The organism is Paraburkholderia xenovorans LB400, from assembly GCF_000013645.1.
Taxonomy (GTDB): Bacteria; Pseudomonadota; Gammaproteobacteria; order Burkholderiales; family Burkholderiaceae; genus Paraburkholderia; species Paraburkholderia xenovorans.
Map to the genome: position 1 here is coordinate 244,626 of NC_007951.1, position 23,877 is coordinate 268,502.

21 protein-coding genes are annotated in these 23,877 nt (G+C 64.0%); 6 read left to right on the forward strand and 15 right to left on the reverse strand.

From position 1 onward, the window contains the following. Nucleotides 1-130: 130 nt before the first annotated feature. Complete coding sequence (locus BXE_RS01045) at nt 131-1,204, forward strand: MBL fold metallo-hydrolase (RefSeq protein ID WP_011486592.1); 1,074 nt, start codon at nt 131-133, stop codon at nt 1,202-1,204. Nucleotides 1,205-1,282: 78 nt separating this feature from the next. Here the strand turns inward: BXE_RS01045 and BXE_RS01050 are convergent, their stop codons facing one another. The 6 genes from BXE_RS01050 to argS all read right to left on the reverse strand — a co-directional run bounded on the left by BXE_RS01050 (nt 1,283) and on the right by argS (nt 8,224). Continuing rightward, nucleotides 1,283-2,869, reverse strand: a complete 1,587-nt coding sequence (locus BXE_RS01050; protein ID WP_011486593.1) for an ABC transporter substrate-binding protein — start codon at nt 2,867-2,869, stop codon at nt 1,283-1,285. A 260-nt stretch (nt 2,870-3,129) separates the two neighbouring features. Then, on the reverse strand, nt 3,130-3,948 hold the full coding sequence (locus BXE_RS01055; protein WP_011486594.1) for a cobalamin-binding protein: 819 nt from the start codon (nt 3,946-3,948) through the stop codon (nt 3,130-3,132). Between the two features lie 3 nt (nt 3,949-3,951). Then, nucleotides 3,952-4,731: an SDR family oxidoreductase gene (locus BXE_RS01060; protein ID WP_011486595.1), complete on the reverse strand. Its 780-nt coding sequence runs from the start codon at nt 4,729-4,731 to the stop codon at nt 3,952-3,954. 15 nt (nt 4,732-4,746) lie between these two features. Then, nucleotides 4,747-5,385, reverse strand: coding sequence for a thiol:disulfide interchange protein DsbA/DsbL (locus BXE_RS01065; RefSeq protein ID WP_011486596.1), 639 nt, complete (start codon nt 5,383-5,385; stop codon nt 4,747-4,749). Between the two features lie 171 nt (nt 5,386-5,556). Beyond that, on the reverse strand, nt 5,557-6,372 hold the full coding sequence (locus BXE_RS01070; protein WP_038457058.1) for an SPOR domain-containing protein: 816 nt from the start codon (nt 6,370-6,372) through the stop codon (nt 5,557-5,559). Nucleotides 6,373-6,433: 61 nt separating this feature from the next. Beyond that, on the reverse strand, nt 6,434-8,224 hold the full coding sequence (gene argS, locus BXE_RS01075) for an arginine--tRNA ligase (RefSeq protein ID WP_011486598.1): 1,791 nt from the start codon (nt 8,222-8,224) through the stop codon (nt 6,434-6,436). Between the two features lie 457 nt (nt 8,225-8,681). Here argS and BXE_RS01080 point away from each other — a divergent pair, with 457 nt between their 5' ends. Then, on the forward strand, nt 8,682-9,008 hold the full coding sequence (locus BXE_RS01080) for a DUF1840 domain-containing protein (RefSeq protein WP_007179537.1): 327 nt from the start codon (nt 8,682-8,684) through the stop codon (nt 9,006-9,008). A 152-nt stretch (nt 9,009-9,160) separates the two neighbouring features. Here the strand turns inward: BXE_RS01080 and BXE_RS01085 are convergent, their stop codons facing one another. The 9 genes from BXE_RS01085 to BXE_RS01130 form a co-directional block, all read right to left on the reverse strand. Next, the gene (locus tag BXE_RS01085; RefSeq protein WP_038457056.1) at nt 9,161-9,370 is read right to left on the reverse strand and encodes a hypothetical protein; all 210 of its coding nucleotides are present in this window, start codon (nt 9,368-9,370) and stop codon (nt 9,161-9,163) included. A 166-nt stretch (nt 9,371-9,536) separates the two neighbouring features. Next, entirely contained in the window at nt 9,537-12,254 is a 2,718-nt protein-coding gene (metH, locus tag BXE_RS01090) for a methionine synthase (protein WP_011486599.1), read from the reverse strand. 4 nt (nt 12,255-12,258) lie between these two features. Continuing rightward, nucleotides 12,259-12,963: a DUF4276 family protein gene (locus BXE_RS01095; RefSeq protein WP_011486600.1), complete on the reverse strand. Its 705-nt coding sequence runs from the start codon at nt 12,961-12,963 to the stop codon at nt 12,259-12,261. Next, a complete protein-coding gene (locus tag BXE_RS01100; RefSeq protein WP_011486601.1) occupies nt 12,963-14,057 on the reverse strand; it encodes an AAA family ATPase in 1,095 nt (364 codons plus the stop codon). The genes BXE_RS01095 and BXE_RS01100 overlap by 1 nt, the downstream gene beginning before the upstream one ends. Before the next feature lie 31 nt (nt 14,058-14,088). Further along, a complete protein-coding gene (locus tag BXE_RS01105) occupies nt 14,089-15,168 on the reverse strand; it encodes a homocysteine S-methyltransferase family protein (protein WP_011486602.1) in 1,080 nt (359 codons plus the stop codon). Between the two features lie 293 nt (nt 15,169-15,461). Further along, a complete protein-coding gene (locus BXE_RS01110) occupies nt 15,462-15,719 on the reverse strand; it encodes a BTH_I0359 family protein (RefSeq protein WP_007179533.1) in 258 nt (85 codons plus the stop codon). A gap of 118 nt (nt 15,720-15,837) precedes the next feature. Next, a complete protein-coding gene (locus BXE_RS01115) occupies nt 15,838-16,626 on the reverse strand; it encodes an alpha/beta fold hydrolase (protein WP_011486603.1) in 789 nt (262 codons plus the stop codon). Nucleotides 16,627-16,809: 183 nt separating this feature from the next. Continuing rightward, the gene (locus tag BXE_RS01120) at nt 16,810-18,111 is read right to left on the reverse strand and encodes a DUF3108 domain-containing protein (protein ID WP_011486604.1); all 1,302 of its coding nucleotides are present in this window, start codon (nt 18,109-18,111) and stop codon (nt 16,810-16,812) included. Between the two features lie 294 nt (nt 18,112-18,405). Continuing rightward, a complete protein-coding gene (locus BXE_RS01130; RefSeq protein WP_011486605.1) occupies nt 18,406-19,305 on the reverse strand; it encodes an IclR family transcriptional regulator in 900 nt (299 codons plus the stop codon). 141 nt (nt 19,306-19,446) lie between these two features. Here BXE_RS01130 and BXE_RS01135 point away from each other — a divergent pair, with 141 nt between their 5' ends. From BXE_RS01135 to BXE_RS01150, 4 genes are all read left to right on the forward strand, one after another. Beyond that, nucleotides 19,447-20,430: a fumarylacetoacetate hydrolase family protein gene (locus tag BXE_RS01135; RefSeq protein WP_011486606.1), complete on the forward strand. Its 984-nt coding sequence runs from the start codon at nt 19,447-19,449 to the stop codon at nt 20,428-20,430. A gap of 270 nt (nt 20,431-20,700) precedes the next feature. Beyond that, nucleotides 20,701-21,933 (forward strand): ABC transporter substrate-binding protein, encoded by a 1,233-nt coding sequence (locus BXE_RS01140; RefSeq protein ID WP_011486607.1) that lies wholly within the window; start codon nt 20,701-20,703, stop codon nt 21,931-21,933. Between the two features lie 81 nt (nt 21,934-22,014). Beyond that, a complete protein-coding gene (locus BXE_RS01145) occupies nt 22,015-22,902 on the forward strand; it encodes an enoyl-CoA hydratase/isomerase family protein (RefSeq protein ID WP_011486608.1) in 888 nt (295 codons plus the stop codon). A gap of 82 nt (nt 22,903-22,984) precedes the next feature. After that, nucleotides 22,985-23,800, forward strand: coding sequence for a PhaM family polyhydroxyalkanoate granule multifunctional regulatory protein (locus BXE_RS01150; protein WP_011486609.1), 816 nt, complete (start codon nt 22,985-22,987; stop codon nt 23,798-23,800). Nucleotides 23,801-23,877: the final 77 nt, after the last annotated feature.

Consider the following 23,877-nt stretch of genomic DNA (forward strand, 5'->3'; position numbering starts at 1 on the left):
TTATCGTCAACTTGAGTTGAACGCAACCAGGCGCAATACGGCCGCAGTACGGCACCAGCACGCCGCAACCACGCCGACCGGCATCGCATACCTCGCCATGCCGGTCGGCCGACGGAGGAAGACACCCACAATGAATGCACTCGAACACCAACTCGACTACCCGTTCAACGACGCCTTGCCGGACCCGGGTCACGCAATGGAAGTCGCGCCAGGTGTGTTCTGGCTGCGCATGCCGCTGCCGTTCGCGCTGGATCACATCAACCTCTGGCTGTTGCGCGACGAAATCGACGGCCAGCAGGGCTGGACAGTGGTGGACTGCGGCATTGCTTCGGACACGATCAGGGAGAACTGGGAGAAGGTGTTCGACTCGGTGCTCGACGGTCTGCCCGTGCTGCGCGTGATCGTCACGCATTGCCATCCCGATCACATCGGCCTTGCGCACTGGATCTGCGCGGGCGGCGACAAAAAGCGCTGGGACGTGCGGCTGTGGACGACGCTCGGTGAATACATGCAGGCCCGTGTGATGGCGGCTGGCGACGGTTCGAATGCGGGCGGCGAAGGCGCGGCGCGGCACTTCGCGCGGCACGGTGTGACCGACGAGGAATCGCTCGAAAAACTGCGCAATCGCAAGAGCTATTACTCCAGCCTCGTGCCGGAGATTCCGGGCCAGTATCGCCGTCTGCGGGAAGCGGACGGTGTGAAGATCGGCGGCAAGACGTGGCGCGTGGTGACCGGCTTCGGCCATTCGCCGGAACACTGCGCGTTGTTCTGCGAAGAGACCGGCGTGCTGATCTCCGGCGACATGGTGCTGCCGCGCATTTCGACCAATGTGTCGGTATTCGATATGGAACCGGAAGGCTCACCGCTCGCGCTGTATCTGGAGTCGCTCGGCCGCTACGAGACGATGCCGGAGGACACGCTCGTGCTGCCGTCGCATGGCAAGCCGTTTCGCGGCGTGCGCACGCGGATCCGGCAATTGCGCGAGCATCACGACGCGCGTCTGGCGGAAGTACGCGAGGCATGCGCGGAGCAACCGCAGAGCGCGGCGGATATCGTGCCGCTCATGTTCAAGCGCCAGCTCGATATTCATCAGATGACGTTCGCGATGGGCGAAGCGTTGGCTCACCTGCATTTGCTGTGGCTGGCGGGCGAGTTGAAGCGTAAGCAGGACGCGGACGGCGTGATACGGTTTTCGCCCGCGTGATCGCGGGTGGCGCGCAGATAAAAAAGCCCGGTGCTGACGCAACCGGGCTTTTTTCTGCGCGTTCACACGCAGAAGCGATTACTGCACCGACACCGTCCCGAAGTTCTGCCGTCCAAACGGACTCACGTGATAGCCGCTCACGTTCGTACGCGTGATCGCCGCCGCGGTCGGATAGCCCAGCGGAATCCACAACGCCTGATCGTGAATGACCTGCTGCGCCTGCTCATAGGCTTTCGCGCGCTTTGACTGATCCGGCGTTGCCTTGCCGTCCGCAATCAGCTTGTCCAGATCCTGATCGCAGAAACGCGCGAAGTTGATGCCCGATTTCACCGCGTTGCAGCTGAACAGCGGCGAGAGGTAATTATCCGGATCGCCGTTGTCGCCCGCCCAGCCCATGAACAGCGAATCATGCTGGCCTTGCTTGGCCTCCTTGATCAGTTCACCCCACTCGATCACCTTCACCTCGGCCTTCACGCCGATCTTCGCGAAGTCGGCTTGCAGCAGTTCCGCGCCGGCCTTCGGATTCGGATTCAGCACGCTGCCGTTCGGGCGTACCCAGATGGTCGTTTCGAAGCCGTTCGGATAGCCCGCGTCGGCGAGCAGTTTCTTTGCCTTTGCCGGGTCGTACGGCCACGCCTTCACGGACTTGTTGTAGCTCCACGTGTTCGGCGGATACGGGTTCACGGCCGGCGTCGCCGTGTTGTCGAACACCGTCTTCAGATACGTGGTGCGGTCGAACGCCATGTTCAGTGCCGCGCGCACCTTCTGGTTGTCGAGCGGCTTCTTTTGCGTGTTCAACGCGACGAACGCCGTCATGAAGGCCGGCGTCTGCACGATGGCGAGCGACTTGTCGCTTTTCGCTTCGGCAAGATCCTGCGGCTTCGGCGACAAGGCGATCTGGCATTCGCCCGCTTTCACCTTTTGCGCCCGCACCGTGGCGTCCGGCGTGATCGCATAGATCAGGCGGTCGATCTTCGGCTTTGGACCCCAGTAGGCCGGGTTCACGTCGTAGCGGATCACGGCGTCTTTCGTATAGCTCTTCAGTTCGAACGGACCCGTGCCGATCGGCTTCGAATTCAGATCGGCCTGCTTGCCGGCCTTGAGCAACTGGTCGGCGTATTCAGCCGAATAGATCGAGGCGAAACCCATTGTGAGGATCGACACGAAGGTTGCGTCCGGCGCGTTCAGTTCGAACTTGACGGTGTTGTCGTCGACCTTGCTGATGGATTTGATGAGCTTCGGCAGGCCCATCGACTGCGCATGCGGGAAGCCGCTCGCGCCCGCTACCTTGTGCCACGGATTGCTGTCGTCGAGCATGCGCTCGAACGTGAAGACGACGTCGTCGGCATTCAGCGGCCGGGTGGGCTTGAAGTAGTCGGTGGTCTGGAACTGCACGTTGGGGCGCAGATGGAACGTGTACGTGAGGCCGTCGGCACTCACGTCCCACTTGTCGGCCAGCGCCGGTACCACTTTCTTCGCGGCCTCGTCGTACGAGACCAGCGAGTTGAAGATCACGTCGGCCGACGCATTGGTCGTGACGAGCGAATTGAACTGCACGACATCGAAGCCGTCGGGGCTCGACTCGGTACAGACGGTCAGCGGTTTGGCGAGCACGAGCGCGGGCGCCGTGAACAGTACGGCGGCTGCGAGCAGTTTGAAGCGCATAGGATCTCCCATAACGAGCGCAGTCAGGCAGTGCGTCTGGTTGTGTGGTTATGTTCCGTTGACGAGAAATGGGCGGCTGTCCAGCGTAGCCGCCTTCTTTATTGTGATACGTTTCCGGCGCTGGCGCAGGGTTGAGGGAACCGCCTATGCGTGCGTCGGCCTTCGCGAAAGCTTATCGAAGGGTGGTTGCGCCGACAACAACATAATCCACATATTCATATGGACGGGTTGTGGCCGGCCTCGCGGCGCGCAGCCTGCGTTCATGCCGCCGCGGCGCGCCGCAGCAGGTACGCAATGCCTTCGATCGCGCGCACGCCGTACCACGACACCATTTCCCCGTCGATCAGCTCGATGCGCTTGCCGGCCAGCCGCGCATCGCGCTTCAGTGCGTCGCAATGGGTCTGCGTAAAGCGATACGGCTCGCTGGAGAGCAGGACGCGCTCGACACGGGCGAGCCACGGCGCGCTGTCGAAGTCGAGCGCCGGGTAGCGTCCGGCGCCTGCCGTACCGCCTTGCACATCGGGCAGCGTGTGCCAGTTCACGAGCCTCAGCATCGCGGAGATATAAGTATCGCGCGCCACGGTCATCCAGGGCTCGCGCCAGATCAGATACAGCACGTTTTGCGGCGTGAACGCGTGCGCGGCCGCCTCGTGCAGACGGGCTTCGAGCGCTTCGCCCAGACGCTCCGCTTCCCGCGCGCGATCGAAGATCGCGCCCAGCAGCGTGTAGAGCGCCAGATTGTCCCGCGGTGTCTGCGGATGCGTCACGACGATATGCGGCACGAACCCGCGCAATTGCTCGACGGTATCGCGCTCGTTTTCGTCGATATTGACGATCAGATGGGTGGGGCGCAACGCGCGAATGGCGTCGGGATTCACGGCCTTGGTGCCGCCGACCTTGCGGACCTGGCGCGCCTTGTCGTGCGGATGCACGCAGAAACCCGTGCGGCCGACAATCTGCCGGTCCAGACCGAGCGCGAACAGCAGTTCGGTGATGCTCGGCACCAGCGAGACGATACGTGCCGCGGGTCCTGCGGGTTCGTGCGCGACGCCGGCTGCATCGACCGCACCCGGTTGCATGGCTTACTCGACCTCGGCGGCGGTGCGCGGCTTGCGCGGCGCGCGCTCGAACGCACGGTCGTAGAGCCAGCGCGGCAGCACATGCAGCAGCATGGCCACGATGCGCATCTGCCAGGGGAACACCGCGAAGGCCGTTTGACGCTCGATTGCCTGCGCCACCTTCACGGCGAAACGGTCGGCATCCATCAGGAACGGCATGGTGTATGGGTTGTGCTCGGTCATGGGCGTGCGGATATAGCCGGGCGCAATGGTGACCACGCCGACGCCGTGCGGCCGCATTTCGACGCGCAACGCTTCCAGATACTTGAGCGCCGCCGATTTCGACGCGCTGTACGCGCCGGAGCCCGGCAAGCCGCGCACACCGGCGACGCTGGCGATTCCCACCAGCGTGCCGTGTCTCGCGGCGCTCATCGCGGCGGCGAATGGCTCGAACGTGGCGACCATGCCGAAGTAGTTGATATCCATCACTTCGCGGAAGGTGCGCAGGTCGCCGTGGCCGGTGACCGCACCGCGGCTGACGCCGGCGTTGGCGATCACGACGTCCGGCAAGCCGTGCTGCGCGATGAATTGCGCGGCCGCGTCGGCGAGCGCTTCGGCGTCGCGAACGTCGACGGAATAGGTGGAGACGGTGCTCTGCGGATGGGACTGCTGGAAGGCGGCGAGGGCGTCGCCGCGGCGGGCCACGAGGCCGAGAACCGCGCCGCGCCGCGCATATTCGGCCGCGAGCGCGAGGCCGATGCCGCTCGAGGCGCCGGTAATGAAAACCTTCAACGGTGAACTCATTCCGGCGCCCTGGCTTTACATCTTCTTGGCGCGGACTTGCGCGACCAGGTAATCCAGCACCTGGATCGTGCCCGGCAGGCTGTTGGTGGCGGCGGGGCCGGTTTCATACTTGCCTTGGACTGCCAGTGTCGGCACGCCGTCGATCTTGTAGTCTTCCAGCAGCTTCTTGTCTTTCTGCAGCGCGCTTTGCGTGGAGAACGAGTTGTACGCGTCCATGTATTTCTTCGGATCGACGCCGTTCTTCGCGAGGAATTTGGACTGATCTTCCGGCGTCAGCAGGTAGTCCTTGTTGACGTGGATTTCGTTGAAGACCTTCGGCGTGAGTTGCGTGGCGAGGCCGAGTGCGTCGAGCGCGTGGTACATCCTGGAATGCGGAATGAAGTCGTCGCGGAAGGCGACCGGCACGCGCTTGAACACCACGTCCGGAGCCTGCTTCTTCACCCACGCTTCGAGGTACGGGTTGAATTCGTTGCAGTGCGGGCAGCCGTACCAGAAGAATTCGGTGACTTCGATCTTGCCGGCGGGCACGTCGGTTGGCTGCGCCGTGGGCAGCACGGTGTAGTCCTTGCCCGACACCGGCGCGGCCGGCGAAGCGTGCGCCGTGGCGGCAACGAGCCCTAGCGAGAGGAACAGAATGCTCAGCAGTTTTTTCATGTTGTGTCGACCCAGGTTTGCGTAAAGCAGTGGCGCCACGCAAATGCCCGCCACTGTCTTCGAGATTCGGCGCTGGACGGTTTCAGCCGTCCGTCGTGCTTGTGACACGCGCCGCGCGCCGATAGTTCGGCGGCGGCGCGTTCCGGCAAATCACCGTTTGTTTCTTTTTGCTTATTGTTTCGTGAAGCGGATCACCGCGGTGTCCACGCCCGCGTCGGACAGACGCTGGCGGCTCGAATTCATGTCTTCGAACTTCGAGAACGGCCCGATGCGGACGCGGTAATACGTGACGCCGCCGGCGTCGCGCTGCGTGACCTTCGATTCGAAGCCCTGGAAGGCGAGACGCGCGCGCTGCTGTTCGGCGTCCGCCGCGGTCTTGTACGCGCCGACTTGCAGGAAGTAGCCGGTGTTCGCGTCGCCCGCTGCCGGCGCCGCGCCCGAACCGGGCCTGGCGTTGGCGGCGGTGGACGAACCGCCCTTAGGCGCCGCGCCCGCCGCGGTGGCGGCCGGCGCGCTTGCGGCTTGCGGCTTCTTCACCGGCGCGGCGGCCGTGCCGGTGCCGTTGTCCTGCGCGGGCTTCGGCGCGACTGCCGTGCCGTTCGCGTTGCCGGCGTTGCCGTTGGCGGGCGGCACTTCGACGATCTGCGGCTCTTCCAGCATGCCCGACTGCGTCTGCGCGTTGGTCTGGCCCGGCGCGGTGTTCGGCGGCGCCGGCTGCGCGGCCTGCGGCACCGGCTGACCCGGCGTCTTGCCTTGCAGCGGACGGTTCGGGTCGTACTGCGGCTGGCTCGCGCCGGAATCGGACGCCGCGGGCGGCGCCACCTTCGAGACGAATGGCGTGGGCGCACGGGTGATATACAGCGCCACCACTACCGCGATCGCAAGGCCGACGATCAGGCCCAGCACGATGCCGAGAAAAGTCCCCCCGGTTTGTTTCGATTGCTTTGTTGTGCGGCGTGGTTTTGCCATCGTATGAATCACCTGCAAAAAGAATCCTGGAACGGCCGTCGATTATAACGACGGCCGCATGCATGTTGCGCCGGAGGACTTACATCTTGACGGGAGCGGAGACGCCAATCGTCGCGAGGCCGTTGGCCAGCACCTGACGCGTGGCCGCGAGCAGCGCCACGCGTGCATTGCGCTCGGCCGCATCGTCGACCAGCACGCGCTCAGCTTTGTCATTGTAGAACGAGTGGAATTCCCCGGCGAGGTCGCGCAGATAGAACGCGACCGCGTGCGGCGCGAGTTCGTCGGCGGCATGTTGCAGCATGTCCGGGAATTCGGCGAGCTTGTTCAGCAGGGCCATCGCGCGTTCGCTGGTGAGCGGCGTGACGTCCACGTCCGCCAGCGTGCTTTCGTCCATGTTGTAGCGCGCCTTGCACTCGGCGATCACCGAGCAGATCCGTGCGTGCGCGTACTGCACGTAATGCACCGGATTCTCGTCGTTCTGTTTCAGCGCGAGGTCGATGTCGAACACGAACTCCGTGTCCGCCTTGCGCGAGATCAGGAAAAAGCGCACGGCGTCGCGGCCGCGGCGAATCGTTTCCTCGTCGATCAGATCGACATCGACTTCCGAGCCCGGCGTCGCGCCGCCCGACCATTCGATCAGGTCGCGCACCGTCACGTAGCTGCCGGCGCGCTTGGAGATTTTCACCTCTTCGCCGTTGCGCATGACCGTGACCATTTTGTGAAGAATGTAGTCGGGATAGCCCTTCGGAATGCCGATGCCGAGACCCTGCAGGCCGGCGCGCACCCGCGCGATCGTGCCGTGGTGGTCCGAACCCTGAATGTTGATGACCTTGGTGAAGCCGCGCTCCCATTTGGCGACGTGATACGCGACGTCCGGCACGAAGTACGTATAGGTGCCGTCGGTCTTGCGCATCACGCGGTCCTTGTCGTCGCCGTCGTCGGTGGTGCGCAGCCACAGCGCGCCTTCCTGCTCGTAGGTCTTGCCGGCGGCGATCAGCGCCGCGACGGTCTTTTCGACGCGGCCTTCCTTGTACAGCGAAGACTCCAGGTAGTACTGGTCGAACTTCACGCCGAACGCCTGCAAGTCCATGTCCTGCTCGCGGCGCAGATATGCCACGGCGAACCGGCGGATCGCTTCGAGGTCTTCGACGTCGCGCGCGCCGGTGACCGGCTCGCCGTCGCTCGCGGCCACGGTGGCGCCGTTCAGATAGTCTTTCGCGATGTCGGCGATGTACTCGCCGTTGTATGCGGAAGCCGGCCAGCCTTCGTCGCCGGGGGCGAGGCCGCGGGCGCGCGCCTGGGTGGACAGGGCGAGCGTCTGGATCTGCACGCCGGCGTCGTTGTAGTAGAACTCGCGGTGCACGTCCCAGCCCTGGCTGGCCAGCACATTCGAGAGCGCGTCGCCGAGCGCGGCCTGGCGGCCGTGGCCGACGTGCAGCGGGCCGGTCGGGTTGGCCGAGACGAACTCGATCAGCACATGCTTGCCGGCGTCGCGTTGCGAGCGGCCGAAGCGTTCTTTTTCAGCGAACACAGCGGCGATCACCGCCTGCTTGGCAGCGGCGGTGAGGCGCAGGTTGATGAAGCCGGGGCCGGCCACTTCGGCGGCTTCGACGAGATCGCGGGCTCCCGGTTGCGCGAGCAGCGCGTCGACGATCTGTTGCGCAAGCTGGCGCGGATTGGCGCGCAGCGGCTTGGCGAGTTGCATCGCCACGTTGCATGCGACGTCGCCGTGCGCGGCGACCTTCGGGCGCTCCAGCGTGATGGTGGGCGAGACGAACGCGGCTTCGGACGCGCCTTGCGAGGCAAGCGCGACCTGCTTCACCGTGTCGGCGAGCAGTGTTTCGAGGGTATGTTTATGTGCAGGCAGCATGCTTGTTGCGAGTCCAGTGAGGCAATCCGGTGATGCGGAAGAGGCGCCGGCCGCGCGCGAGGTGCGGCCGGTTGGTCAGAAGCGTGGAAAGCGGCACGCACCCGCTGCGGCGTATCAGGCGCGCCGGCTGCGTTGCCTGCGACATCAGGCACGCTGCCTGCGACACGCCAGACGCAGTGGGCGACGCGCTGCCGTGGCGCCGGCCGGCGCGGCTGACAGCGGTATGACGCGGGGCGCGGCCAGCCGGCCCAGCCACGCCACGTATGCTTCGCCGCTGCGGCGCATTGCGGCACGCTTTTCCGTCCAGACGGATTTTAGCAGGTGCTAATATGTTCAATGAGATGCCCAGCAAGGGCCGTGGCCGCCACGCCTGATCGGCGAGCCAACGTAACGCGCGCCGGCGGCTGTCTTCGAGCCGTTCGCGCGCCAATCCAACATAACGAAAAAGGGAACAGTCATGCTGATTACTTTCAAATGCCGCGCCTGCCCGGACGTGATGATGCTGGAAAATCTTGCGCAGTTTCTGGTCGGCATCGTCGGCAAGCGGCTGGGTGAACGCGGCGTCATCACTCACGACGAACTGAGCCCGGCCATCGAGAAACTCGAAGCAGCAATTTCCGTCGACAAACAGGAACGTGCCGAACACGACGGCCATTTCCACGAAGGAGAAGACGGCCACGAGCATCATGAGATTCCGCCGGGACTCGCGCAGCGCGCGTATCCGTTCCTCGACATGCTGCGCGCGGCGCAGAAGGAAAACGCCGATATCGTCTGGGGTCTGTGATCCCGGATCGGGCCACGGGCCGCGGCACTGCGCTTCGCTTCGCAGAGCCGTTGCGCCCGGCGGTGCGAACCTCGACATGCCCATGAAAAGAGCCCGCTTGTGCGGGCTCTTTGTCGTTCAGAGATTCGAACCGGCTGGCGTTGCCGTGCTGCTTACTGGCTGGCGGCGTCCGCCGCAGCGGCTGCTGGAGCCGACGCACCTTTCTTCACTTTCTTCTTCTTCGGCTTCTTGACGTGTTTCACCGTGGGCGGCGAATACGAACTGACCGAACTGGAGCCGCCAGGCGCGGCGGGCTGGGCCAGTGCCACCGAGGCGCCCAAGGCAAGCGAAACAGCGGTCAACAACAGCGTCAGCTTCTTCATACGATTTTCTCCGTTGACGATTGCAATTAATGAGCCGACGCGTTTTGGCCGCGTCTGGCGGGGTCAAGCCGCCTCAGTCTACAAAGCCGAAAATTACGTTGCCGCAAATATTCAGTCTTTCATGCCCGATATAGTGGGTTTCCCGCCACGCCTCGCCGCCCGGCGCTTACAGCAAAGGCGCGAGGGCTCGCTCCGCATCCGTTTTCGAGAGCGACATGCGCCTCGCGTAGTCTTCCAGCTGGTCCTGGCCGATCTTGCCGACCGAGAAATAGGTGCTGTCCGGATGTGCCAGATAGAAGCCGGAGACGCTCGCCGCCGGCAGCATGGCCAGCGATTCGGTCACGCTCATGCCGATTTCGGTGGCGTGCAGCACATTGAACATGTCGCGCTTCACCAGGTGATCCGGGCAGGCCGGATAGCCGGGCGCCGGACGGATGCCGCGGTACTTTTCCGCGATCAGTTCGTCGGTGGAGAGCGTTTCGTCATTTGCGTAACCCCACAGGTCGCGCCGCACGCGGGCGTGCAGCGCTTCGGCGAAGGCTTCGGCGAAACGGTCGGCGAGCGCCTTCAGCATGATCGCGCTGTAGTCGTCGTGATCTTTTTCGAACTGCTTTTCCTTCACGTCGACGCCGAGTCCCGCCGTCACCGCGAACATGCCGATGTAGTCGGCCACGCCCGAGTCTTTCGGCGCGATGAAGTCAGCGAGCGACCGGTTCGGCCGCATCACGCCGTCCACCACCGGACGCACGCTTTGCTGGCGCAGATTGCGCCACGTGAGCGCGACTTCCGAGCGCGATTCGTCCGTGTAGATTTCGATGTCGTCGTCGTTCACCGTGTTGGCGGGCAGTAGCGCGATCACGCCGTTCGCCTGGAGCCAGCGGCCCTGGATCAGACGCGCGAGCATCGACTTGCCGTCCGAGAACACGCGCCGCGCCGATTCGCCGACGATCTCGTCGTTCAGGATGGCCGGATAGGGGCCCGCCAGGTCCCACGTCTGGAAGAACGGACCCCAGTCGATATAGGTCGCCAGTTCGGCCAGATCGAAGTTCCTGAACACGCGGCGGCCGATGAACTTCGGCTTGACCGGCTGATAGCTCGCCCAGTCGACCCTGGTCTTGTTGGCGCGGGCTTCGGCCAGCGTGACCATAGGCAGTGCTTTCTTGTTGGCGTGCTGGTCGCGGATCCGGTCGTAATCGGACTTGAGTTCGTCGAGGTACTTCGCCGCGCCCTCGTCGGACAGCAGGCTCGACGCGACGGAAACCGAGCGCGACGCGTCCGGCACGTAGACCACCGGCCCTTCGTAATGCGGCGCGATCTTCACCGCGGTGTGCACGCGCGAGGTGGTGGCGCCGCCGATCAGCAGCGGAATCTTCTTGATGCGGAAGTAGTCGTCGCGCTGCATTTCCGATGCGACGTACGCCATCTCTTCGAGGCTCGGCGTGATCAACCCGGAGAGCCCGATGATGTCCGCGCCTTCGACCTTCGCCTTGGCGAGAATGTCGTTGCACGAGACCATCACGCCCATGTTGACCACTTCGAAGTTATTGCACTGAAGCACCACGGAGACGATGTTCTTGCCGATATCGTGCACGTCGCCCTTCACCGTGGCGATGACGATCTTGCCCTTCGCACGCACGTCGGCGCCGGCTTCGGCGAGCTGCTTCTTCTCTTCCTCGATATACGGAATCAGATGCGCGACCGCCTGCTTCATGACGCGCGCCGACTTCACCACTTGCGGCAGGAACATCTTGCCCTGCCCGAACAGGTCGCCGACGATGTTCATGCCGTCCATCAGCGGGCCTTCGATCACATTGATCGGACGGCCGCCTTCGGCGGCGATCTTCGCACGCACTTCCTCGGTGTCTTCGACGATGAAGTTGGTGATGCCATGCACGAGCGCATGCGACAGACGTTTTTCGACCGGCTGGTTGCGCCACTCCAGATTCTCTTCCTTCTTCGCGGCGCCGGTCTTGAACTTGTCGGCGATTTCGAGCAGCCGGTCGGTGCCGTCTTCACGGCGGTTCAGCACGACGTCTTCCACGCGTTCGCGCAACTCCGGATCGAGGTCGGCATACACGCCGAGCTGGCCCGCGTTGACGATGCCCATGTCCATGCCCGCCTGGATCGCGTGGTAGAGGAACACGGTGTGGATCGCTTCGCGCACCGGATCATTGCCGCGAAACGAGAACGACACGTTGGACACGCCGCCGCTCACCTTCGCGTACGGCAGATTCTGCTTGATCCAGCGCGTTGCGTTGATGAAGTCGACCGCGTAGTTGTTGTGCTCTTCGATGCCGGTCGCGATCGCGAAGATGTTCGGATCGAAGATGATGTCTTCCGGCGGGAAGCCGACTTCGTTGACGAGGAAGTCATACGAGCGCTTGCAGATCTGCGTCTTGCGCTCGAAGGTGTCGGCCTGGCCCTGTTCGTCGAAGGCCATCACCACGGCGGCCGCGCCGTAGCGGCGAATCAGGTTCGCGTGGTGGCGGAACGCTTCTTCGCCTTCCTTCAGCGAGATCGAGTTGACGATGGCCTTGCCCTGCACGCACTTCAGGCCCGCTTCGATCACTTCCCACTTCGACGAGTCGATCATGATCGGCACGCGCGCGATATCCGGTTCCGACGCGATCAGATTCATGAAGCGCACCATCGCCGCTTTCGAATCGAGCATCGCTTCGTCCATGTTGACGTCGATGATCTGCGCGCCGTTTTCGACCTGCTGGCGCGCGACCGCGATCGCATCGTCGAACTGGTCGTTCAGGATCATTCGCGCAAACGCCTTCGAGCCGGTCACGTTGGTGCGTTCGCCCACGTTGATGAAGAGCGTCCCGGACGTGACGTTGAACGGCTCGAGGCCGGCAAGGCGCAAGGTGTGATCGGTCATGGCGTTAGCTCGTATATTCAATATTGGGTTGCTGCGCCTGCAGGGCAGGCAGCGTCACGATGCGGTCGTACCATTGGCGGAAGTGCGGGCATTGTTCGCGAATTCTGTCGAGGCCGATACGAGCGGCAGCGAGGGGGCCGTGGCGGACCTTGCGGTAACGCGGTTGCAGCCGTTCGAGCCGTTTCGATGGCGCGGTCTGCGGCGAGTCGTTGATCCATTCCGGATCGTCGACGGCGGCTCGGGCCGCGATCAGCGGGTCGCTTTGTTCGTGCCACTCGGGTTCGACATCGCATAGCCGGGTGACGTCGGAGAACAGTAGCGATTCGAATTCGTGCGGCTGCACGTGCGGGATGAAACGCTCGGGGCGACACTCAGCGAATCCGACAACGTCTTCGTGCAACAGGCGTTCAATGTGTGCCGCGCGTGTGGCCGGCGTCTGCCCTTTCGATGCCATGACACCACGAAACGACTTGTCGAGTCCATAAAGGTCGATGAGCGTCGTGACGTAGGTGTCCGCGCGCTGGCGCAACGTATGGCCGATGAACTTGCGCACGCGTTCCAGGCTCAGCGCGCCGCCGCGTTGCTCGCGGGATGTGCTGATAAGCCGTGCGCTGGCGTAGACGTGGTTTGCGCCGAGTGCGGGCGCCAGAACATCACGCACGAATGTCTCTTCAGTCTGGCCTTCGCCGACAATGATCAATTCGACCATTATGCCGGCCTCCCGCCCAACACGTTCTGTTTCCACAGATCGCCGAGCGAATAGTCGTCGAGCCAATCCTGGAGCTGTACGGCGTCCAGACGATGGAAGGTCGAGGCATTGTCCTTCCGGTCGACCACGATCACGTCTTCCGGCTCCAGGCGGTCGAGCAGTTCGACCGATTGGGTCGAGACGATCAGTTGCTTCTGCTCGGACGCGCGCTTGAGCAGATCGGCGAGCAGATTGATCGCATAGGGATGCAGGCCGAGCTCCGGTTCGTCGATCAGAATAGTGGCCGGCATCAGTTCCCACGGCTGGAGCAGCAACGTGCCCAGACAGATGAAGCGCAACGTGCCGTCAGACAGCGCGTGTGCGGTGAACGGCGTGTCCGGGTCACCGCGCTCGGTCCATTCGAGTTGGATCTTCGAGGCCGAATCTGCGCGGAACACGAAATCGTCAAAAAATGGCGCGACGAGACGGATGGTATCGACTATCTGGCGATAGCTTTCCGCATGCTCCGTTTTCAGCATGCGCAGGTAAGCGGCGAGATTGGCGCCGTCCACCTTGAGCCGCAGGGTGTCGTTGAGCGCGTGCGGTTGTTTGACTTTGGCTTTCTCGCCCGTGTCGTGGAAGTGATACACGCGCGTGCTGTTCAAAATGTCATCGATGAGGGGGGATTTCTGCTGCGCCGCAAGCTTTTTCAGATCGGATTCGTCCTTGTTTCCACCAAGAAGACCTACTTCGCCTGGGCGAGAGCCGCGCGAATGCAGCCAATACTGTTCGTTCGTGAAGATTAGCCGGTTGTCGTTAGTCACGACAAGTTCGAACCGGTAATGATCGTAGTCGGTGCCAAAATTCAGTTCCCCCTCGATCTTGTCCGTCAACTTCCTCGAAAAATGCAGCAATGTGTCTGATCCGCCTTGCTGCTGGACAAATAGTTGTAAGCGTCTTTCATACATCTCGGCCAACAACTTGAAGAAACCAATAAAGTTGGACTTCCCCGCCCCATTGGCGCCGATCAACACGTTCAGGTTGCGCAACTCGAAATCGCGCAACTCACGTATCGACTTGAAACCCGCAATCGTCAGTTTGGTGACGCCGGCCATTGCTCGATTCCCATCCAGGTAGACGCTGCGATCAAACTGTTTCAGTATCGGTTTCCCGATAGTTTGCCCACACGCGCGGCTTCACGCCAGCCAGCGCCTGCGCAATCGCCGCAATATGCTCCGGCGTCGTCCCACAGCAGCCGCCGGCAATATTCACGAGCCCGGCCTGTGCGAATTCCTTCAGCAAACCAGAGGTATCCGCGGGCAATTCGTCAAAGCCCGTATCGCTCATCGGATTCGGCAAGCCGGCGTTCGGATAGCACGACACATACGTGTCGCACAGCTTGGCCAGCTCGGCGATATACGGGCGCATCAAAGCCGCCCCCAGCGCGCAGTTCAAACCGAAGGTGAGCGGTTTGGCGTGCCGCAGCGAGTTCCAGAAGGCTTCGACTGTCTGGCCCGAGAGAATGCGTCCCGAGGCGTCGGTGACGGTGCCGGAGATCATGATCGGCAGCCGCTCGCCGGTATCTTCGAACAGTTCGTCCAGTGCGAACAGCGCTGCCTTCGCATTGAGCGTGTCGAAAATGGTCTCCACGAGGAACAGATCGACGCCGCCGTCGAGCAACGCCCTGGCCTGCTCGTAGTAGGCCGCGCGCAGTTCGTCGAAAGTCACGTTGCGGGCGCCCGGATCGTTCACGTCGGGGGAAATGCTCGCGGTCTTCGGCGTCGGTCCGATCGCGCCGGCGACAAAGCGCGGCTTGTCGGGCGTCGAATACTTGTCGCACGCGGCACGCGCCAGTTTTGCGGACTCGAGATTCATCTCGACCGCGAGCGCTTCCATACCGTAGTCCGCCTGAGCGACCGTGGTCGCACCGAACGTATTGGTTTCGACGATGTCCGCGCCCGCCGCCAGATACTGCTCATGGATCTCGCTGATGATCTGCGGCTGCGTGATGGACAGCAACTCGTTGTTGCCTTTGATGTCGCGCCCGTAGTCCTTGAAGCGCTCGCCGCGATAACGGGCTTCGTCGAGCTTGTAGCGCTGGATCATCGTGCCCATTGCGCCGTCCAGAATCAGGATGCGCGACTTGAGCAGCGCGGGCAGCGCCGCGCCGCGCGTGTAGGCGGCGTCGGGACGGACTGGCGTGGCGGTTTGAGCGGGCTGGTTCATGGCGGACGAGGGCTTGCGCCGGCTTTTTCGGGAAACCTGTCATTGTAGCCGCTGCCGGGCGAAATCGCCCGGCGCGGGCGGTACGGCCGCCTCGCCTATGCGGGCGCGCTGCGTGGGAAAGAACGGGAAAATAGCGTAGCGGCGTCGCAAAGAAAACGGCCCAGCGAGGCAAAAGCCTGCTGGGCCGCGTCACAATTGCCGACCGACTTGTAAAAGCCGCCGGGCTGCCCGCTAACGGGGCCAGACGGCGCGGTCGATGTATGTCGCCAAAAACGTCAAGCCAAACCCTTCGCTTAGTGAAGAATCACGGGTTGATGCATCAGGCTGTCGAACTGGCCGAGGAATTCGTCTACTTCATCCAGCGACGGTTCCTCTTCGATCAGCTTCTGCACGTGTTCGCGAAACCGCGCCGCCATTGCTCCGTCGATATAGATCTCGCGCTGCATGTTTTTGTCGACGATCTCGTAACCGCCTGACTTCATGGCCAGAGGACCTTCCTGCGGCGGAAACTCGACGACACAATAATTGGGGCTGTTGTAGATCATTTGCATGGCGACACTCCTTATTTCCGTTGGCTCCTGGCCAGTCCTGCGCCATAGGTGGAGCGTATGGTTTGGAATTCAAGGGGTGGGTCCGGATTGATGCTTGTAAAGGTTCCGAACCTACCGGTTAGACCGGCCTTTCAAGAAACGTTTCAAGCAGTGCAGCAAAACGGTGAGATTGCTCGACGGGCGCGAGATGAGCGGCATCCAGCAGTTCGAAACGTGCGCCTTCAATGGCGTCTGCTATCGCCTGCGTAGCAGCAGGCGGCGTGCCCGTGTCGTGGCGGCCCGCCACGGTCAATGTTGGGCATCGGATTGTTGCCAGCTTACTGCGTACGTCGAAATCGCGCAGGGCTTCGCACGCCCTGGCGTAGCCTTCTGACAACGTCTGCAGCAATACGTCGCGGATCTGCTCGACGGCTTCGGGGTGCGCGCTCTGAAAATCGGCTGTCAGCCAGCGGTTCAATGTCGCGGGCACGAGCGGCGCCATCCCGTCGCTGCGGGCCGCCGCGGCACGCTGATCCCAGCTGGCGCGGGCTTCCGGCAGCGTGCCGGCGCTGCTGTCGGCGATCGTCAAGGTGTCGACGCGCGTGGGATGATCGAGCGCGAACTGCTGCGCGACCATGCCGCCCATCGACATGCCCACCAGGTGCGTATGAGGTGCATCGAGCGCGTCGAGCAGCGCGGCGAGATCGTGCGACAGATCGGCGACGCTGAAGGGCGCGCCGGATATCGCGGTCTTGCCGTGGCCGCGCAGGTCGTAGCGCAATACGGTGTAGTCGTCGCGAAAATAGCCGGCGAGCTGGTCCCAAACGGACAGATCGCCGCCAAGCTGGTGGGCGAATGTCAGCCACGGGCCGCCGCCTTCGTTGCTCAGCACATAGCGCGTCTCGATACCGTTGATGTTCACTTGCATGCGGACTCCTTTGAAGAGGAACGCAGTGGAAGGGACCCTTCGCGCAAGCCGTACCCCAGCCGGGGTACACGGCTGACCGTATATACGCAGCGCCGACGCGAACGGTTGCAGCAATGTGTTGCGAGTGAGCGTTGGCGTGGAAGTTTCGCCGATCTGATCGAGACCCTGCGCAGTGTGTGGCTTTCAGGGTTTGATGATGCCGGGTGTATCGGCGGGGCTGGTCGAATCGACAGGTGAAGGTGAAGAGGGCGCGGCGCCGGGCGTAACGGCCGGTGAGGCCGAAGGAGACGATCCGCCCGGATTGTCAGGGGAAGCCGCGCCGGCATCGCCGTTGTTCTCCGGCGGGCTGCCGGCGTTTCCGGCGTTGAGCTTGCCACGCCACACCAGCTCGAACTGCGTGCCGTTCGGTTCCGTCTGAACGATGCGCGCGGGCAGCCAGCCGAGCGACGGCGCGAGCCATACGTCGATGCGGCGCAAGTCGCCGTCACGGCGGGGCAGGCGCTTGAAATGGCGCGTATCGAGGAACCCCTGGTCCGTGCGGATGGTTTCGTCGCCGATCGTCTCGACCGGCCAGTTTTCGCCGCTATCGTTATCGACCACGAAGAACTGCCGCGTCACGCCGGGCTTGTAGGCGGCCGGGTCACCACGCACGAGGCTGGCCAACTGCATCACCATGCTGAAGCGGTCTTGCGCGCCGTCGGGCAACGGCAGTGCGGCCGGGGTGCGCGTAAAGGCGATTTTCCTGTCGGTGCGATTGAAGATCGCGATGTCTTCCGCCCGGCGGCCGCGCTTTTCGATGTACTGATCCGGCGCGAGGCCGAATGCGTCGATACGGCCGTGGCTCGAATACACGAATGTGCCGACAAAAGGCAGCGGCACGGAGACGACCATCTCGTAGCTTTGTGCGCTGCTGGTCCAGTGGATCGTGCCGGGCTGGTTGCGCACGCCGTTGTAGAACGTGTCGTATTGCAGTTCGCCGGATGGCGGGACGGAGAACTTCACGCCGGGCGACGCCTGCGGCGCACTTGCCGGCGCGGGCGCGCTGGCCGCCGTGCTCGCGGCGCCGGCGGCGGCGTTGGGAGCCGCATTGGCGCCTGCTGCGTCCGGCGCGCTCGCCACGGCGTCCGATGTCGCCGCAGGCGTTGCCGGCGCGGCTTGCTTGGCCGGTTGCAGCGCCGTCAATACAGGTTCGCGCGGCTTGTGCGCCGCAGTTCGGCGCGCGGGCGCGGGTTCCGGCGTGGACGACGCGGCGGCGGCCGGATTGCGTTCGACACGTTCCGGCGTCAGCAATGCGACCTGCACGGGCACATGCCCGTCGTCCGACGGATTGAGCGTCGCGCGGTTGCGCTCGACCCATTGCGCGGCAATCCAGTGCAACACGGCCACGATCAGCAGCACCGCGATCCAGCGTCCCGCGCGCCAACCGGTGCGCGGCCCGCTGGGCGGCGTGCGATCGGAGCGGCGGGCGGCGGGAGCGGTGGACATCGGTAGATGAATGTGTGGGCAAGGAAAGCGTGGGGTTTGAATATCAGCGGACGTGCGCTGCGACGATTGGCAAAGAAGCGCGAGGCCTGATCTGCGAAGCCGGCTGCGAACCGGTTCGACCGCACTGTTGCAAGCGATGTTCCGCGTCGACGAAAAGACAAAGACCCGCACGCGCGACGCGCCGCCGCGCAACACCTTCGATGCTTTGCGGCCGGCTCGTCAGCCGTTTGCGTTATAACCGGCGATCGCCTTTCGCGTCACAGCCGGCGTTCGCACCAAATCCCACGCGCGCTATCACGCCTGTTCGTCACGTGGCGCCGCACTATACCCCAGCTCATACGAGAGCTTTTGCGCGCACTCGCGCAATGCCGTATCGATCTCGCCACCCCAGCGAATGTCGAACGCGCCTTCGTGACCGAGCGCGACGAGGCCGAGCGCCAGTTCGCCGGTCGAGTCGAACACCGGCATGGAGAACGCATGGATGGTCGGCAGCAACATGCCTTCCACGCGCGCCGCCTGGTGCGCACGCACTTGTGCGAGCACCTGTTCGACTTCGTCCCGGGTGCGCGGGCCGCCCGTATGCGACGAGCGGCGCGAATCGGCCAGTTCGCGTTCGAGCATCGCGGCGGTCTTGCTCGACGGCAGATATGCGGCGAACAGCAGGCCCGTGGCGGAACTGAGCAGCGGCATGACATCGCCGAGCTTCAGCGAGGCCTTGGCCGGATAGCTCGATTCCATCCAGTGCACCATGGTCGGCCCCTGGTTGCCCCATACCGCGATGCCCACCGTGAGATCGAGCCGGTCGCGCAATTCGGACAGCGCGATGCGCGCGAGCTTGACGCCGTCGACGCGAGCAAGCCGCGCAAGCCCCAGTTGCAGGGCAAAACCGCCCAGTTCGTAACGACCCGACAGGGCGTCTTGCGAGACCACACCGAGACGCAGAAAACTCACCAGATAACGGTGCGCTTTTGCCGGGCTCATGCCGGCACGCTGGGCAAGATCGCGCAGCATCATGGCGCGCGGCTCGTGGGTCAGGACGTCGAGCAATCTGAAGCCGACTTCGATCGACTGGATGCCCGAACGCAGCTTTTCCTCGCCGGTCTCGGCGTTTTCGTCGTCGGATTCGGGCGTGTCGAGCGGTTCAGCGGCGTCGGCGTCGGTGCGGATCGCACCGGAGCGGGCAGTTGGAGGCATGAGCAGGGCGCACGGAGCGCATTCAAAGGTGACGCATTCAAAGGTGCTATCAGGGTGAGGCAGGCGCGGGCACTTGGGCCGTGTCGATTCACCATCGTAGAATAGATTCCCTCTATCGTCACTAACACGGTTCGCTCATCTATGAAACTTGCCACGCTGAAGGACGGCACGCGCGACGGCCAGCTGATCGTCGTGTCCCGCGACCTGCACACCGCGGCCATCGCCGACGCGATAGCGCCCACGTTGCAGCGCGTGCTCGACGACTGGACCTTCTACGCGCCGCAACTGCACGATCTGTACGACGCGCTCAATCAGGGCCGCGCGCGCAACACCTTCGCTTTCGACGCCAGGGAGTGCATGGCGCCGCTGCCGCGCGCGTTCCAGTGGGCCGACGGCTCGTCGTATGTGAACCATGTCGAACTGGTGCGGCGTGCGCGCGGCGCGGAAATGCCGCCGGAGTTCTGGACCGATCCGTTGATGTATCAGGGCGGCAGCGACGACTTCATCGGACCGAAGGACGACGTGCTGTGCGCGTCCGAAGCATTCGGCATCGACTTCGAAGCGGAAGTCGCCGTGATCACCACCGACGTTCCGATGGGCGTCACGCCCGACCAGGCGCTCAGGAGCGTGCGTCTCATCACGCTGGTCAACGACGTCTCGCTGCGCAATCTGATCCCGGCCGAACTCGCGAAGGGCTTCGGCTTTTTCCAGAGCAAGCCGGCCACGTCGTTCGCGCCGGTCGCGGTGACGCCCGACGAGCTCGGCGAACACTGGCGCGACGGCCGCGTGCACCGGCCGATGATCGTCCACTGGAACAATAAGAAAGTCGGCCAGCCGGACGCCGGCACCGACATGGTGTTCCACTTCGGCCAGTTGATCGCGCACGCGGCGAAGACGCGCAACCTGCGCGCCGGCGCGATCGTGGGCTCGGGCACGGTGTCGAACAAGGACGCCAGGCGCGGCTATTGCTGTATCGCCGAGAAGCGCTGCCTCGAAACCATCGAGCACGGCGCGCCGCAAACCGAATTCATGAAGTACGGCGACACCGTGAAGATCGAAATGTTCGACGAAGCGGGCAAGTCGATTTTCGGTTCGATCGACCAGGGCATCGCGCCGCTGGACTGACGCACAGGGCGCACCGCGGTTGTGCCGAACGCGGCGCCTGGGTTGCATGCCCCGCATGTTGCCCGTGCCGCGCCGGATTCGAAAGGGTTTCGCCCGATGCCGCGGCGAGTGCGCGCGGCTACACTGACTGGCGCGGCGGCATGCCCCGGGGGCTGGCTGCGAGTTCATCGCAGGCGCGCCGCGAAGCAGCGTAGGAAAGGCACGTGAACCGTGCACGGGCAAGTCCATCGGCAGCACATCAAAACGAAAAACCGACGTGAGGAGACAAGCATGCCGCAAATCGAATCCCTTGAACCTCGAACCCGGCGCGCTCGCGTGTCGAATCTGCGCCTCGATCAATCGCGCGACCGGCTCGCGCGCCGTGCCGTGGCGTTATGCGCGGCACTCGCCGGCCTGTTGCCCGGCATTGCACTGGCGCAGGTGAAAATCGGCCTCGTGCTGTCGCTGACCGGGCCGGCCGCTTCGCTCGGCATTCCCGCGCGCGATACGGTCGCGCTGCTGCCCAGGCAGATCGGCGGGCAGAGTGTCGAATACATCGTGCTCGACGACGCGTCCGATACCACCCAGGCCGTGCAGGACACCAAGAAGCTGATCTCCGAGAATCACGTCGACGCGATCATCGGCTCGTCGATCACGCCGAATTCGCTGGCGATGATCGACGTGGTTGCCGAAGGTGAAACGCCGATGATCTCGCTGGCGTCGTCGGCGAAAATCATCGAGCCCGTGGATGCGAAACGCCACTGGGTCTTCAAGACGCCGCAGACCGACGCGATGATGGCGTCGGCGATCGCCGAACACGCCAGCCTGCATGGCGTCAAAACCATCGCGTTCATCGGCCAGGCCGACGCGCTGGGCGAAACTTTTTACACCGAGGTCGCGAAGTTCGCGCAACTGCATCACATCGATATGGTGGCGAGCGAGCGCTTCAATCGCACCGATCCGAGCGTGACCGGCCAGGTCCTCAAGATTCTGGCGACGCATCCCGATGCGGTAGTGGTCGGCGCGGCCGGCACGCCCGCCGCGTTGCCGCCGAAGACGCTCCGGGAACGCGGCTACAAAGGGCTGATCTATCACAATCATGGGGTCGGCAATAACGACTTCCTGCGCGTGTGCGGCGCGGATTGCAACGGCACCTTCCTGCCCGCGAGTCCGGTGCTGGTCGCCGCCCAATTGCCGGCGGATCATCCGGCCAAGCGGCTCGCACTCGATTACATCGCGCGTTTCGAAGCGGTGCGCGGCGCTGGCAGCGTGTCGGCCTTCGGCTCGTACACGTGGGACGCGGGCATGCTGCTCGGCCATGCGGTACCGGTCGCGCTGAAGACTGCCGCACCGGGCACGCCGGAATTTCGCCGCGCGCTGCGCGATGCGCTCGAGTCGACGCGAGGTCTCGCGGATACCAACGGTGTCGTCAACATGAGCGCGACGGACCATCTCGGGCTCGATCAACGGGCGCGTGTGATGGTCGAAATCAGGAATGCGAAGTGGGTTTATCAGCCGCGCTGAAACGAGCGGGCGCACGCGCTTTCCAGGAAAACGCCACCCCGTCCAACGGATACACCGACACCGATTTACGGATTGCTGATCATGTCTCAGACACCACACGGTAACGACGCGTTTTACGCGCACTATCAATCGCTCCAGTTGCATCGCCATCCGCACGGCGTGCTCGAAGTCGTGATGAGCGGCGAGGGCGCCAACAGGAGCGGACTCGCCACGGCCAACGCACGCATGCATTTCGAGCTCGCCGAGATCTGGCGCGACATCGACCGCGATCCCGACACGCGTGTCGCGATCATTCGCGGTGAAGGCAAAGGATTTTCGGCCGGCGGCGACCTGCAACTCGTCGAAGACATGGCGACCGATTTCGACGTGCGCGCACGGGTGTGGCGCGAGGCGCGTGATCTGGTCTACAACGTGATCAATTGCAGCAAGCCGGTCGTGTCGGCCATGCACGGGCCGGCGGTGGGCGCGGGGCTCGTGGCCGGCCTGCTCGCCGACATCTCGATCGCGGCGAAGACGGCGCGCATCATCGACGGTCACACGCGTCTGGGCGTGGCCGCGGGCGATCACGCGGCGATCGTCTGGCCGCTCCTGTGCGGCATGGCGAAAGCCAAGTACTACCTGATGCTGTGCGAGCCGGTGAGCGGCGAAGAGGCTGAGCGCATTGGGCTCGTGTCGCTCGCCGTCGACGAAAACGATCTGCTGCCGAAAGCTTTCGAGGTCGCGCAGAAGCTGGCCAACGGCTCGCAAACGGCGATTCGCTGGACCAAGTACGCGTTGAACAACTGGCTGCGTTCGGCGGGGCCGGCGTTCGATACGTCGCTCGCGCTGGAATTCATGGGTTTTGCCGGGCCGGATGTACGCGAAGGCGTGAACTCGCTGCGCGAGCGGCGCGCGCCGGATTTCGGCGGCGCCGACCCGTGGCGCGGGCAGCCGTCCGGCAACGGCACGGCGGGCGGCGAGCGCTCGTGATGCTGCGTCCCGCGCGGTATGATCGGATCAGACGCGCGCGCAACGGCGCTCCTTCCTCACCTTATGCAGCGAGGCGACAAGCATGACTACTTCTGACACCACGCCGCCTTTCCCCGGCTTTCCCGGTTTTCCGCCCGCTGAAATGCTCGAGCGCATGTGGGGCATGATGCGGATGTCGCCGTTCGGCTCGGCTTTCTCCGGTGCGCAACCGGGCGGCGGCCTCGGCCCCTCGCTCTCGATGATGTCCGACATGATGGCGCCGCTCACCAATGTCGAAGAACTCGACAAGCGCATCACCGACATGCGCGCGGTGGAGCAATGGCTCAAGCTGAATCTGAGCATGCTGCAATCCGCGATTCAGGCGCTCGAAGTGCAGCGCGCGACGCTCGCGACATTGCGGGCGTTCGGCGCCTTCGCACAGTCGTCGATGTCGCAGCCCGCGGCGGCATCCGCAGCGCCGAGTCCCATGCCGGCGACGGGCTGGCCGCATCCGGCCGCGCCGGCACCTGCGCCGGCCGCTTCGGCGAGCGCAGGTTCGTCGGCCGAAGAGCCCTCCGGCGACGAAGAGCAGGCGCCCGCAACGCCGCCATTCGACGCGTCCGCGTGGTGGAATCTGCTGCAATCCCAGTTCAACCAGATCGCCCAGTTCGCGATGACGCAGCCGGCGGCCACGGCAGACAGCGCGGCAACGGATTCCGCGCCGGGCGAGGAGGCGGCTTCCGCATCCGGCGGCGAGCCCACGGGCGACGCGCCGCAAGCGCCCGCGCAAGGCGCAGAGCACACAACCACGCGGCCGGCAGCGAAGCGGGCGTCGACTTCGGCGAAGCGTGCGAGCGGCACCACCAGCACGAGCAGCGCAAGCAGCGCGAGCCCGAGAGCCACGAAAAAGCCGGTCTGACGCGAGCCATGAAACACGGTGGCGCGACTTGCGGCCCCGGCGCCGTGTGCCAAGGCGAATTCGCATCTGTCATGGTT

Coding starts and splice junctions, on each gene's coding strand:
- BXE_RS01045 (WP_011486592.1), top strand. CDS start 131: ATGAATGCACTCGAACACCAACTCGACTACCCGTTCAACGACGCCTTG.
- BXE_RS01050 (WP_011486593.1), bottom strand. CDS start 2,869: ATGCGCTTCAAACTGCTCGCAGCCGCCGTACTGTTCACGGCGCCCGCG.
- BXE_RS01055 (WP_011486594.1), bottom strand. CDS start 3,948: ATGCAACCGGGTGCGGTCGATGCAGCCGGCGTCGCGCACGAACCCGCA.
- BXE_RS01060 (WP_011486595.1), bottom strand. CDS start 4,731: ATGAGTTCACCGTTGAAGGTTTTCATTACCGGCGCCTCGAGCGGCATC.
- BXE_RS01065 (WP_011486596.1), bottom strand. CDS start 5,385: ATGAAAAAACTGCTGAGCATTCTGTTCCTCTCGCTAGGGCTCGTTGCC.
- argS (WP_011486598.1), bottom strand. CDS start 8,224: ATGCTGCCTGCACATAAACATACCCTCGAAACACTGCTCGCCGACACG.
- BXE_RS01080 (WP_007179537.1), top strand. CDS start 8,682: ATGCTGATTACTTTCAAATGCCGCGCCTGCCCGGACGTGATGATGCTG.
- BXE_RS01085 (WP_038457056.1), bottom strand. CDS start 9,370: ATGAAGAAGCTGACGCTGTTGTTGACCGCTGTTTCGCTTGCCTTGGGC.
- metH (WP_011486599.1), bottom strand. CDS start 12,254: ATGACCGATCACACCTTGCGCCTTGCCGGCCTCGAGCCGTTCAACGTC.
- BXE_RS01095 (WP_011486600.1), bottom strand. CDS start 12,963: ATGGTCGAATTGATCATTGTCGGCGAAGGCCAGACTGAAGAGACATTC.
- BXE_RS01100 (WP_011486601.1), bottom strand. CDS start 14,057: ATGGCCGGCGTCACCAAACTGACGATTGCGGGTTTCAAGTCGATACGT.
- BXE_RS01105 (WP_011486602.1), bottom strand. CDS start 15,168: ATGAACCAGCCCGCTCAAACCGCCACGCCAGTCCGTCCCGACGCCGCC.
- BXE_RS01110 (WP_007179533.1), bottom strand. CDS start 15,719: ATGCAAATGATCTACAACAGCCCCAATTATTGTGTCGTCGAGTTTCCG.
- BXE_RS01115 (WP_011486603.1), bottom strand. CDS start 16,626: ATGCAAGTGAACATCAACGGTATCGAGACGCGCTATGTGCTGAGCAAC.
- BXE_RS01120 (WP_011486604.1), bottom strand. CDS start 18,111: ATGTCCACCGCTCCCGCCGCCCGCCGCTCCGATCGCACGCCGCCCAGC.
- BXE_RS01130 (WP_011486605.1), bottom strand. CDS start 19,305: ATGCCTCCAACTGCCCGCTCCGGTGCGATCCGCACCGACGCCGACGCC.
- BXE_RS01135 (WP_011486606.1), top strand. CDS start 19,447: ATGAAACTTGCCACGCTGAAGGACGGCACGCGCGACGGCCAGCTGATC.
- BXE_RS01140 (WP_011486607.1), top strand. CDS start 20,701: ATGCCGCAAATCGAATCCCTTGAACCTCGAACCCGGCGCGCTCGCGTG.
- BXE_RS01145 (WP_011486608.1), top strand. CDS start 22,015: ATGTCTCAGACACCACACGGTAACGACGCGTTTTACGCGCACTATCAA.
- BXE_RS01150 (WP_011486609.1), top strand. CDS start 22,985: ATGACTACTTCTGACACCACGCCGCCTTTCCCCGGCTTTCCCGGTTTT.